We start from the raw sequence: 12,252 nt of genomic DNA, 5'->3' as shown, positions 1-12,252 counted from the left end.
CCTCCTTTCTAGTACATAAAGCGGTTTACAAAGCGGAGCTGGTCGAATTTTTCAATCGAGTTCTGGTCAACATTCTTTCCAATTCGCGCCATTAAGCAGTTTGCCGGATGGGAACTAATTTCTGGATCGTCGGTTGCATACCAAATGAGCCCACCAGCGTTCATCATTTTTTCCATCACTTTTCGGTATTCCCAGACGTCGAGTCCGCTTCCTTTTAAATCCCAATGCCAGTAATACTCTGTTGTAATAATAATATAGTTTTCCATGGCTTCATCTTTCATTGATAAGCGCAACAGCTGTTTGCCGATCCCAAGCGCCCGGTATGGAGGCGCAATTTCAATCGCACCGAGTTCGAGCAAGTTTTCCATATTGCCTTCTGACCATCGTTCCAGAGGGTCAGGATAAACAAATGTCACATAGCCAACGATCATTGAGCCATCGCGGACGACGTTAATACGCCCTTCTGGCAATTCGGCAATTTCTAAAAGCGCTTTTTTTTGTTCAGTCGCTGGCCTGAAGGAAGTTAAACCTTCATGAAAATCATAACCGGCAAGTTCGTTAGCTGGAAGAGGGCCCTCTAAAACCAATTCCTTGCCTGCAATCGAATATGGTTCGCGGATCAGTGTTTTTGGATGCTCCATTGCTTCACCTCGGTTAGACAATCTATGCTTTCATTATACATTGTAGAAACGAAAACAAGAAGGTTGCGAACGAAAATCGACGAATTTATGAAAATAAATGGAACAAAGAGTGAATTTTGTTTGAAAACGTTACCTTGTTTATACTATAATGAACTTAATTTGAGAGTGAGAGGTGTGAACCTGTTATGAAAGCGCTTCCTGCTATTGAAGGAAACCATAACCTGAAAAATTATGAAGAAGCTGTACAAAACTTTGACTGGGAGGATGTCAGAAAAACGTTTTCCTGGCATAAAACAGGCAAAGTCAACCTTGCCTATGAAGCGATTGATTATCATGCCGAGAACGGCAAAGGCGAACAGGTTGCTCTTTATTATAGCGATGCGCGCCGTGATGAATCCTATACATTTGCGGAAATGAAGACGTTCTCAAACAAAGCAGCGAATGTGCTAAAAGAAGCCAACGTTAAAAAAGGCGACCGTGTCTTTATTTTTATGCCACGCACACCTGAGCTGTATTTTACGCTTCTTGGCGCCATAAAAATAGGGGCGATTGTTGGCCCGTTGTTTGAAGCTTTTATGGAAGGGGCTGTGCGTGACCGTCTTGAAGACAGTGGCGCAAAAGTGCTTATCACAACACCGACATTACTAGAACGGGTGCCGTTTGATGATTTGCCTGATTTAGAAACGGTGCTAGTCGCTGATGAAACGTATGAAGACAATGGCCCTTTTTTACAGTTAAACAAGCGGCTTCAGGCAGCACCAAGTGATGTTGCAATTGAATGGGTAGATCGGGAAGACGGGCTCATTCTCCATTATACGTCTGGCTCAACGGGCAAGCCAAAAGGGGTTCTTCATGTTCATGAGGCGATGGTCCAACATTACCACACGGCCAAAGTCGTCCTCGACTTGCAGCCAGATGACATTTACTGGTGCACGGCCGACCCTGGCTGGGTAACGGGAACGTCTTACGGTATTTTTGCGCCTTGGCTTGCAGGGGTAACCAATGTGGTGCGCGGCGGCCGCTTCTCACCGACTGATTGGTATGAGACGATTCAGCGCTACAAAGTAACAGTTTGGTACAGCGCGCCAACCGCATTTCGTATGTTGATGAGCGCAGGCGACGAACTTGTTAAACAATATGATCTCTCGTCACTGCGTCATGTCTTAAGCGTTGGCGAACCGCTCAATCCTGAAGTGGTGCGCTGGGGAGTGAAAGTCTTTGACAAACGCATTCATGACACGTGGTGGATGACGGAAACAGGAGCGCAAATGATCTGTAACTACCCGGCAATGGAAATTCGACCAGGATCAATGGGCAAACCGATTCCAGGCGTCGAGGCCGCCATCATTGATGATAGAGGCAATGAACTGCCACCGAACCGAATGGGCAATCTTGCCATTAAAAAAGGCTGGCCAGCGATGATGCGTGCCATTTGGAACAATGAAGCCAAATACCAAAGCTATTTTGAGCTTGACGGCTGGTATGTGTCTGGCGATTCTGCTTATATGGATGAAGATGGTTACTTTTGGTTCCAAGGTCGGATTGACGATGTCATTATGACCGCAGGTGAGCGTGTTGGTCCATTTGAGGTGGAAAGCAAACTGGTTGAACACCCAGCCGTTGCGGAAGCAGGGGTCATTGGCAAACCTGACCCTGTCCGTGGAGAAATTATCAAAGCATTTATTGCACTGCGCCAAGGCTATGAAGTCACTGACGAATTAAAAGAAGAGATTCGCCAATTTGTAAAGACAGGACTCGCAGCTCATGCAGCACCGCGGGAAATGGAATTCCGCAAGTCATTGCCAAAAACGCGCAGCGGAAAAATTATGCGCCGCGTATTAAAAGCGTGGGAATTGGATTTGCCGACAGGCGACTTATCGACAATGGAAGATTAACGCAAAGAAGCGTGCCTCTACCTTTAGAGGCACGCTTCTTTAATCGTCATCATCTTCTTTTTCATTAGATGGTTGAGCATTCGGTTTAAAGTTCGCTTGAAACGGGGCTAGCCCCTCGATATGATCGATCATGTCGCTTCTGTATAGGTCGGTAGTGACTAAGCCTTGTTCTTCGCATGCTTTTGTTGGTGGGCCGCCTGTTAAGCCACAGACTCGTTTTTCGACAATGCCATCAGGCTGCTCAAAGCGTTTGCCTTCTGCTGTCATTAGATCCGGGTCAACACCATAAGCAGCATTAGCAAGATTGGCCCAAATGGACTGTGTCCGCGCCCCTGTGCCGAGCCCGCCAACGCGTTTGCGTAAACTAATTGTTTTGTCACCGCTATAACCATTCCATACGCCTAATGTCACCTCAGGGTTGACGGCAATAAACCATGAATCATAGTCTCTGTTGGTCGTGCCTGTTTTTCCAGCCCAGTCGGCTTGAAACTGCAACTTGTTGGCTGCTGTGCGGCCAGTGCCATTTGCGCTGTACATCACATCACGCATCATATCGGCGACCAAATAGTTTGTTTGTGGGCTAAACATTGTATGCTTACTAGCAGGATGCTCATAAATGACTTCGCCGGAATCCGTTTCGATCCGTTCGATCATATAGGGTTCCATCCGGACGCCATTGTTGCCGAAAGCGCTAAAGGCGCTGACATTTTGTTCAACGGTAACATTGCCGCCACCGATAGCGACTGCTTCATTCACGCCGTGCATGTCTGGATTAAAGCCGGCTGCGTCGCGGAGTTTTACTTTTAAGTCATCAGGGACATGCCACCACGCCTCTACAGCGGGCACGTTGCGTGATTGTGCCAGTGATTCCCGCACAGTGAGATTGCCTTTGTGAGCGTGGTCAAAGTTTCTAATTTCCCTCCCACCAGCTTTGTAAAACGCTTGTTCATCAGGAATGACAAGCCCTGGTTGGGTTACTCCTGCTTCAATCGCGCCCGCATAAGCAAGAACAGGTTTGCTCGTCGAGCCTGCTTGGCGATAAGCACGTGTAGCGTGGTTATACAGATGATCTAAGCTTTCTTCACGACCACCGACAAAGCTAAGGATTTTTCCAGTTTTATTTTCGATTAAAACAGAGCCGACTTCTTCCCGTTGCCCTTGTTTGTCGGCACCAAAATACGCGTCAGATTGTTGAGCTGCCTCGTTCATGGCATCATACAAATCTTTATCAATGGTCGTAATGATGTTGTAACCACCATTGATAATCGCGTTTTCGACTTCCGCTTTAAACTGATTGCGTTCAACTTGTTTAGCAGTGTCGCTTAATTTCTCCCAACCATCGCGGTTATCGATTTTTTGTTGTACGAGCACTGCCGTTGCCCGGTTCATAATTTCTTCAGTAAGCCGCGGCCGTTCTTCCATTGGGTCAGGCGCGCTTGTTGTAAAATCAGCAGTAAGGTCGTAGTCTTTTGCATCCTCGTATTGCTCTTTTGTGATGTACTCTTTTTCGTACATGCGGCTTAAAACCGTTTGGTAACGGTTCAACCCAGGCTGCAAACCGTCTTGATCTTTAAGCTGTTGGTCGTTTGTAAAAGGCGTGTAGCCATACGGGCTTTGCGGCAAGCCAGCTAAGTAAGCTGCTTGTGGCAAGTTTAACTCGCTTGCCGAAACACCAAAGACCCCTTGTGCTGCCGCTTCAATGCCAGCAACATTTCGGCCCGAGGCATTCCGGCCAAACGGAACGACGTTTAAGTAGGCTTCCAATATTTCATCTTTTGTCATAAACTGTTCGAGCCTAAGCGCGAGCATAATTTCTGTTGCTTTGCGGTCGAACGATACTTCATCGGATAAAATTTGTTGCTTTATTAATTGTTGTGTCAATGTGCTGCCGCCTGTCTGAACAGACGAACTAGTCAGCTCTTGCATCGTTGCCCGTAGCAACGCTTTTGGGACGATGCCATTATGCTCGTAAAAATGTTCGTCTTCTGTAGCAATGATCGCCCATTTTACTTCATCGGCCACGTCATCAAGGGAGACAATTTCCCGGTCTACTTCACTGCGGATTTTTCCTAAGTAAACGCCGCCAGCAAGGTAAATGTCGCTTGTTTTTGAGAGCGAGCCTACGAATGTGCGCATGTCTTCTTCTGAATATGTTTTTTCATCGACTACGAGGGAAGCAAAGTAACCTGCGGCGGTTCCGCTAGCGAACATAAATCCTAAAAAGCCAATAATGAATACAATAAGGAATAAATTCCATAATACTTGGTATGTAATGCCGACTTTCCGGAAGAACTGAATGTCATCTAGCTTTGCTATAAAGGCATCCCAGTTGTTCTTCCACTTCGAAAGAAAGTGCTTCATCGACTCCCCCCTTAGTCGTCTTAGTATATCATAAATTGCGTGATGCGCATACGTGTGTTCGCTATGTTGACAGTGTACACACCGTATGGTAAAACTAGAAAGTGAATTGAAAACGTAAAAAAGCGAGGAAAGGCCGAAGTATGGGCGTACGCTGCTCGAAGAGAGCCGGTGGTTGGTGCGAACCGGTACACGTACGTTAGCCAGAATTACAGCCTGGAGCTATTCTTTGTTTCGGCAAAGAACGGAGAAGCCGTTATCGAATGAGTGGGAGGCACGAATGCCTTCAACAAGGGTGGTACCGCGACAAGTTCGTCCCTTATGGGGAGGGGCTTTTTTTGCGTTGAATTGAAGGAGGAACGATAGATGGATGAAAAACAACCGTTAACCCCTGAGCAGCAAAAGCTCGTTGATGAGCAAGTGGAAGCGCTTATGCGAGGAGTTGTAGAAGTCGTCCCGAAAGAGGCATTTCGGGAAAAAATTGAGAAAAGCGTTCGAACAGGAAAGCCGTTAAACATTAAGCTTGGCATGGACCCGTCAGCACCTGATGTCCATATCGGCCATACAGTTGTACTGCAAAAACTGCGTCAATTTCAAGAGTACGGCCACCATATTCAACTGCTAATTGGTGATTTTACTGGAAAAATCGGTGATCCGACTGGAAAGTCAGAGACGAGGAAAGTGTTGACTGATGAACAAGTCAAGCAGAATGCACAAACATACGTAGAACAATACGGAAAAATTTTGGACATTGAAAAAACAGAAATTCTTTACAACTCTCGATGGCTAAGCGAGCTGAAATTTGATGATGTTTTAAAGCTTGCTGGTCAGATGACAGTGGCCCGTATGCTTGAACGGGAAGACTTTAGCAAACGCTATAAAACCGGGCAACCGATTTCGGTTCATGAATTCTTTTACCCGCTTATGCAAGGCTACGATTCGGTCGCAATGGAAACCGACATCGAAGTAGGGGGGACGGACCAAACGTTTAATTTGTTAATGGGACGCCAACTCCAAGAAGCGTACGGAAAAGAAAAGCAAGTGATGCTGACGCTGCCGTTAATTGAAGGGCTCGACGGCGTCCGCAAAATGTCAAAGTCGCTTAATAACTACATTGGCATTGACGAAGCACCAAACGAGATTTTTGGGAAGGCGATGTCGATACCTGATGAATTGATGGTAAAATACTACAAATTGGCGACGGATGTGCCGATGGATGAAATCGAAGCTTTAGAAAAAGGGCTTGCAGATGGCAGTGTCCACCCTCGCGATGCAAAAATGCGACTTGGCCATAAATTTGTAGAAATGTACCATGGCAAGGAAGCGGCTGATGAGGCAGAGCAATATTTTAAAACGGTTTTCCAAAAACGGGCGCTGCCAGAAGACATTCCGGTCTTTTCCTGGGAAGGCGACAAAGAAGTGCCGTTAATTGATTTGCTTGTTACGTTAAACATGCAGTCTTCAAAAGGCGAAGCACGCCGGATGATTCAAGGTGGCGGCGTGAAAATTAACGAACAGAAAATCACCGATATTCATACGGTCGTATCGGTTGAAGATAATATGATCGTTCAAGTCGGAAAGCGCAAGTTTGCCAAGCTGAGCTTAACATAAGGAATAAAAAAACCAGCCATTTAAGGCTGGTTTTTTTATTCTTAACGAGAATACCACTCAACGATAAGCGCTTCAGTAATTTCTGCTGGAAGCTCAGAACGCTCTGGGTAACGTGTGTACGTACCTTCAAGCTTTTCTTCGTCAAATGATACGTATCCTGGCGTGAAATCATTTACATCAAGTGCTTCTTTAACAACAGTCAAATTCCGTGAACGCTCACGAAGGCCAATTGTTTGCCCTGGCTTTACGCGATAAGATGGGATGTCAACGCGTGAACCGTCAACAAGCACGTGGCCATGGTTTACTAGTTGGCGCGCAGCACGGCGTGTACGGGCAAGACCCATACGGTAGACAAGGTTGTCTAAGCGTGACTCAAGCAAAATCATGAAGTTTTCGCCGTGGATGCCGTTCATTTTGCCAGCATCGTTGAACGTGCGCAAGAATTGGCGCTCGTTTACACCATACATGTGACGAAGTTTTTGCTTTTCATGAAGTTGAAGCGCGTATTCTGAAAGCTTTTTACGTTGGTTTGGACCGTGTTGGCCTGGAGCGTAAGGACGCTTCGCAAGCTCTTTCCCTGTTCCGCTTAGAGAAACGCCAAGGCGGCGGGATAGTTTCCAAGATGGACCTGTATAACGAGACATTGTGTCTCCTCCTTGTTATTTTGGTGTTGCAAAATAACAACCTAAATGACAATCTCTAAACTCCAGCCATTCCATTTTCATGCACCTTCGCTTCGACAGCTAAAAGTTACGCGATGCACCTCAATCATTGCAGCCGCTTGAGGAATGGATTGGTCAAAAGTTCGTTTGTCTTGGCTGTCACTCACACCGATCTATCATAGCGGAAAAGCGCCTACTTGTCAATGTTTGATTAAAAAAGGTTCCACTCGCTTCAGTAAACGTTCAAGCGCTTCCGCTTCTTTTTCGTGGAAGCGGCCTTTGCTCGGGCTGTCAATATCAAGAACTGCTATCACGTTCTGTTCGTGGCGGATCGGAATAACGAGTTCGGCGTTTGAAGCGGCGTCGCAGGCGATATGCCCAGGGAATGCATGAACATCATCAATGCGCATCGTTTTGTTTTCGGCCACGGCGGTTCCGCAGACACCTTTGCCAATTGCAATCCGTGTACAGGCGGGCAGTCCTTGGAATGGGCCGAGCACAAGTTCGTTTTCTTTAAGAAAATAAAAGCCGACCCAGTTAATGTCATCTAAAAACTGGCCCAACAATGCACATAAATTGGCGTAATTGGCTAGCGCATCCGGCTCATCTTCAAGTAAGGCAACAGCTTGCTGTTCCAAAAGGCGATAGGCTGCTTCTTGTTCGGTAGGATAATCAAGTTTACTAAACATCGGGTCATGCTCCTTCCATTTGTCAAAAACCGCAGCGATTCAACAAAAGCATGCGGGATTTGTCAAAAAGTTTTTGCGTAAAAGCCGCTTAATCAGACAGGAAGCGGGTAATAAAAAACGAATACTGTTTATAAGATAACACGATTTGCGGCTGCTTGCTTTAACATATTTCCGAAAGAAGTCTCCTTCTTTAAGCGTGTAGGGCGTAGCCGGGCGGTAAGGGGAGATGACTATCGGTTGGTTTCAATAACTTCATCCGGAAAATATTCTATTTCGATTCTTACAGAGTATGAAAAAGAAATTAAAGACAAAGACATTCAAAACGTTGTAGGATTAGACTTTGCGATGGATGGGCTGTTTGTTGATAGCGACGGGAAGAAAGCCAATTACCTAAGTTTTATCGACAAATGCTGGATCGATTAGCAAAAGAACAACGCAAACTATCCCGCAAGAAAAAAGGTTCTTCGAATTGGCACAACCCTTGAAGTTTGGCAAAAGTGTCGCTGATAATAGATGGGGAATGGTCACTTCTTTCTTACAGTACAAACTAACGAGCAAGGAAAAAAACTGATCAAAATCGATAAATGGTTTCCATCCACAAAGACTTGTTCGCAATGTGGCTCCATAAAAGAAATACCATTATCCGCATGTACGTATCAATGTACTTGTGGACTAACTCTTGATAGAGACTACAACTCTGCGCTGAACATCAAAAAAGAAGGAATTCGCTTATAGCCACTGCCTCATGAATCAATCAACTCTTGGAACAAGAGGGTTAGCTTGGTCCATTTCGTCAGCTACCAAAAGGGGCGATTACCCAAGAAGCCCCCACTTCAAGCGACCTGCAAGGGTGATAAGTGGTGGGTAGTTCACAACCAACTTGGAGGGATACGAATGAGCGAACAGACGAAAACGACGATTAAAGATGCAGCTATTTCCTTGTTCTACGCAAAAGGCTTCCACGGTACATCCGTTCGCGACATTGCCAGAAAAGCTGGTGTGAATCCAGCACTGATCTCCTATTATTTTGGCGGAAAGCAGGCTTTGTTTGAATCGCTATTAATTGATTTTTTTGAAGGGTATGTAAAAACGATGGAAACAGCCGCACGGGAACCAAACGGCGATCCCATCGATTCTTTAGTAGAGCTGTTTAAAAAAGTGCTGCTTTACCAGCAATCGTGTCATTGGCTAGCGCGTATGGCACACCGGGAAATGACGCTAGACTCGACCCTTGTACGGGAAGTGATGAGCACCTATTTGCGGAAGGAGCAACATTTGCTTGAACAAGCAGTCGCCCGGTGCTTACGCAGGCAAGGGGAGCCATTAGCTGCTGATTTAATTGTTGTCCAGCTTCGCAATATGATGACATTGCCTTTTTCTTCACCGCAATACTTGCGTGAACTCTTTTTGCTTACTCCGGCAGATGAGCAGTTCATCGAGCGGTATGGACGGCATGCCGATGAATGGATTCGCTCTTTGCTTAGCTCATTGGAGCAGAGGAAAACAATGGTGGTTCGCCTGACATCGTAAAGCTTAAAACATGCGGAGACCTGCGGCAGAATGGGCGTCTGAACCATAAACAAGGGGGATGCCCATCGTTTTTGCTTGCAGTGCAATTTCTTTTGGTGGATAGGACTCTCCACAATAAGGCTTGGTTAGACCTGCATAGTTATAATCAAGCTGAAGCCCGTTTTCATGGATGGCGGCAAGGATGGCGCTGATCTCTTGTCCAAACGATTGCTCAGCCTGATAGAGCTTTTGAAATTTTTTGCATAGCGTTATATGGCCGATCCGCTTTGGTTTATAGGGGCCGAGATCAGCACAAATCGAAGCTAAAACCGTGTCGTAATAAAGGGCATATAAGGCGTTCGTGCTGCCAAGATCCGCTGCGATTGCCGCAAACTCTTCTGGGCTGTAATCGATGCAGCGGTAATGGCCGCCTACTTTCAAAAAATGGACAGATAGAATGCTGTCATCAAGGGAAGGGCCAACCTCGTTTAACAGCGCTTTTGTTTCTGCTTCGTAGCCGAATATATAATCAACCTCTAAACCAATGAGGACGTCCAGTGCGTGGGCGTACTCTTTTTTTATTGCACGCGTTTCCTGCAAATAGGCATTTAAGTCTGAAGCTGCCATGGCGCTGTCTTGGTTCGGTGTAGGATCGCTAAAACCGGCGGGAAGAGGGGCGTGTTCAGCAAATGTAATCGTCTTTAGGCCAAGTGAAATCGCTTGTTCACAGTAAGATGCCAGCGTATCCGCTGAACCATGGGGGCAAAAGGGTGTGTGGATATGCCCGTCTCGGATAATCATGGAAACAGCTCCTTTATAAATAAGGTCGTGTTTGAAGATATTTGTCGAACGGCAGTGTCGGGAATCTGCACACAAATTGTCGCATTCATGGTATTATATTACGTATCAGAATAGGGATAAAGCAATGTTTTTATAACTTAACGGCAACGTTTACGATTAGTTTGGATAAACCGATTAAAAAACAGGTAAAAGAAAAGCGCAGTAGAGGGGAGTTCCATGTGGATATTTTTGTAACAGTCATCATTATAGTGCTCGTCCTTTTTATAGCAGGGACGGCAGCTGGGATTTTTCTCAGACGGCATATACATAAAGCAGTGGACGAGCTCGATGCCAGGAAAATCAATTTATTGAATCGCGACATTCCAGAGGAAATTGCCAAAGTAAAGAAGCTCCGCATGTCAGGTGAAACGGAACAGAAATTTGAAATGTGGCGCAAAGACTGGGATGAGATTGTCGAATCGATTTTGCCTAGCATTGAGAACCAATTAATTGAAATTGAAGAATGGGCCGCAAAATACCGATTTAAAAAAGCAAAAGATGCGATTGGCTGGGTAGGAAATCGAATTACGACAGTGGAACAGCAGTTGGATACGATGGTGGAAGAAATCGATCACTTGGTTTCCGCTGAAGCGAAAAACCGCCAAGAAATTAGCGAAGTCCGTGGCAAATACCAAGAGCTGTCAAATGAGCTGTTAACAAAACGGGGATCCTTTGGCGAGGCCGTGAGAGCCCTTGATGAAGCAATGGCCGATATAAAGCAGACGCTTGCATCCTACGATGAAGCGACTGAAAATGGCAGCTATCTCCAAGCGCGGAAACAGCTTTTAATGATGAAAGATCGTTTGCATGACTTAAGGGAAACAATGAATGAGATTCCGCAGTTGCTCATCCAAGTAAAATCAACCGTTCCAGCTGATGTACGCAACTTGGAGATGGGCATTGCCCAAATGGAGGAAAGCGGCTTCCATTTAAAAACATTCGCTTTTGATGTGCGCCTTACACAATTTAAAAAAGACATTGATAAGGCGTACGAGCAACTTCTCAACCTTCACGTCAAAGAAGCAAGCGAATTGTTGCAAACGATTAACGACGAGAAGGAGCAAATGTACGAAACGCTTGAAGCAGAAGTGACTACCAAAAATAAGCTAATGGAGAAAATTCCAACACTAAAGGAACAGGTGCAGGCAGCAACAGAACGATTGCAAACGTTGTTGCGTGAAACGACTCATGTACAAAAAAGCTATTTAATTGCTGAAGAAGAAACCCATTTGCAAAATGCGTTGCAAAAAGACCTTGCCAACTTGCGGAACCAATTGCATGTCATTGTCGATGTAACCGAAAACCAAAAACAAACGTACTCTTCCATTTACGAAATGGCTGAGAAATGGTCAAAAGAGATGGACACGTTCAAAGCCAATATTGATAACAGCATTGAACGGCTTCGTCGCCTTCGAAAAGACGAGTTAAAAGCGCAAGAAACCGTCTCACGGCTTCGTAGTGTCATGTACGAAACGAAACGGACGTTGAAAAAAAGCAACTTGCCAGGGGTGCCAGTAAAGCAACTGGAAGCCCTTGACTTTGCCGAAACGAAAGTAAAGCAAGCTGCCGATGCGCTAAATGAAATCCCCCTTGAAATGGAACGAGTCGAGCAATTGGTACACGAGGCGATTGAGCAAGTTGAAAAAGGTTCAGACGCAATAGAAGAAATGGTTGAAAAAGCTAGACTCGCCGAACTGGCTATCCAGTTTAGCAACCGATATCGAAACCGTGGTGAAGAAGTGCGGCAAGCACTTGACCAAGCAGAAGACGCGTTTCGCAGTTTTCATTATGAGGAAGCACTTGAGCGAGTCCAACATGCTGTTGAGCCATATGAACCAAACTTGTTGGAAAAAGTCGAAAGGCATATAAGTGCATAGTGCCTTTGCCGTGCAAGGCGAACGCCCAACACGTACTATTTATCCAGAGTTACCAGATGCTAGGCGAGGAAGATGGGGAACGTCAAATAAGTGCATGGTTTCTGGACGTATAAAAACGACGATAACCACGAACCGACGACGTATGTGAACGCAGTTTCCTTTGTGAAACT

The 12,252-nt window shown here is 45.7% G+C and carries 9 protein-coding genes, 1 pseudogene and 1 other annotated feature; of the genes and pseudogenes, 5 read left to right on the top strand and 5 right to left on the bottom strand.

Going from position 1 to position 12,252, the window contains the following annotated elements; all coding sequences use genetic code 11:
* Positions 1–8: 8 nt before the first annotated feature.
* Complete coding sequence (locus BUC05_RS10375) at positions 9–641, bottom strand: GNAT family N-acetyltransferase (RefSeq protein ID WP_011247603.1); 633 nt, start codon at positions 639–641, stop codon at positions 9–11.
* 185 nt (positions 642–826) lie between these two features.
* Between BUC05_RS10375 and acsA the strand changes: the two genes are divergently transcribed.
* Positions 827–2,536, top strand: coding sequence for an acetate--CoA ligase (gene acsA, locus BUC05_RS10370; RefSeq protein WP_011247602.1), 1,710 nt, complete (start codon positions 827–829; stop codon positions 2,534–2,536).
* Positions 2,537–2,575: 39 nt separating this feature from the next.
* On the opposite strand, the gene BUC05_RS10365 is transcribed toward acsA, so the two are convergent.
* Positions 2,576–4,897 (bottom strand): transglycosylase domain-containing protein, encoded by a 2,322-nt coding sequence (locus BUC05_RS10365; protein ID WP_011247601.1) that lies wholly within the window; start codon positions 4,895–4,897, stop codon positions 2,576–2,578.
* Between the two features lie 116 nt (positions 4,898–5,013).
* Positions 5,014–5,217: a binding site (T-box leader), on the top strand.
* Positions 5,218–5,260: 43 nt separating this feature from the next.
* Here BUC05_RS10365 and tyrS point away from each other — a divergent pair.
* On the top strand, positions 5,261–6,505 hold the full coding sequence (tyrS, locus tag BUC05_RS10360) for a tyrosine--tRNA ligase (RefSeq protein ID WP_011247600.1): 1,245 nt from the start codon (positions 5,261–5,263) through the stop codon (positions 6,503–6,505).
* Between the two features lie 41 nt (positions 6,506–6,546).
* Here tyrS and rpsD read toward each other — a convergent pair whose 3' ends face one another.
* Both rpsD and BUC05_RS10350 read right to left on the bottom strand, forming a co-directional pair.
* Positions 6,547–7,149, bottom strand: coding sequence for a 30S ribosomal protein S4 (gene rpsD, locus BUC05_RS10355; protein ID WP_011247599.1), 603 nt, complete (start codon positions 7,147–7,149; stop codon positions 6,547–6,549).
* Positions 7,150–7,367: 218 nt separating this feature from the next.
* Positions 7,368–7,856 (bottom strand): GAF domain-containing protein, encoded by a 489-nt coding sequence (locus tag BUC05_RS10350; protein WP_011247598.1) that lies wholly within the window; start codon positions 7,854–7,856, stop codon positions 7,368–7,370.
* 240 nt (positions 7,857–8,096) lie between these two features.
* Here BUC05_RS10350 and BUC05_RS21135 point away from each other — a divergent pair.
* Both BUC05_RS21135 and refZ read left to right on the top strand, forming a co-directional pair.
* Positions 8,097–8,591 (top strand): annotated as a pseudogene (locus tag BUC05_RS21135) (RNA-guided endonuclease InsQ/TnpB family protein); the annotation flags it as partial.
* Between the two features lie 159 nt (positions 8,592–8,750).
* Positions 8,751–9,386, top strand: coding sequence for a forespore capture DNA-binding protein RefZ (gene refZ, locus BUC05_RS10335; protein ID WP_011247596.1), 636 nt, complete (start codon positions 8,751–8,753; stop codon positions 9,384–9,386).
* A gap of 3 nt (positions 9,387–9,389) precedes the next feature.
* Here the strand turns inward: refZ and hisJ are convergent, their stop codons facing one another.
* Positions 9,390–10,166, bottom strand: coding sequence for a histidinol-phosphatase HisJ (gene hisJ / locus BUC05_RS10330; RefSeq protein WP_011247595.1), 777 nt, complete (start codon positions 10,164–10,166; stop codon positions 9,390–9,392).
* Between the two features lie 218 nt (positions 10,167–10,384).
* Between hisJ and ezrA the strand changes: the two genes are divergently transcribed.
* Positions 10,385–12,082: a septation ring formation regulator EzrA gene (ezrA, locus tag BUC05_RS10325; protein ID WP_011247594.1), complete on the top strand. Its 1,698-nt coding sequence runs from the start codon at positions 10,385–10,387 to the stop codon at positions 12,080–12,082.
* Positions 12,083–12,252: the final 170 nt, after the last annotated feature.

The sequence above is a fragment of the Shouchella rhizosphaerae genome (assembly GCF_900142675.1).
GTDB classification, from domain to species: Bacteria; Bacillota; Bacilli; order Bacillales; family Bacillaceae_D; genus Shouchella; species Shouchella rhizosphaerae.
This window is presented reverse-complemented; position numbering and strand designations above follow the sequence as displayed.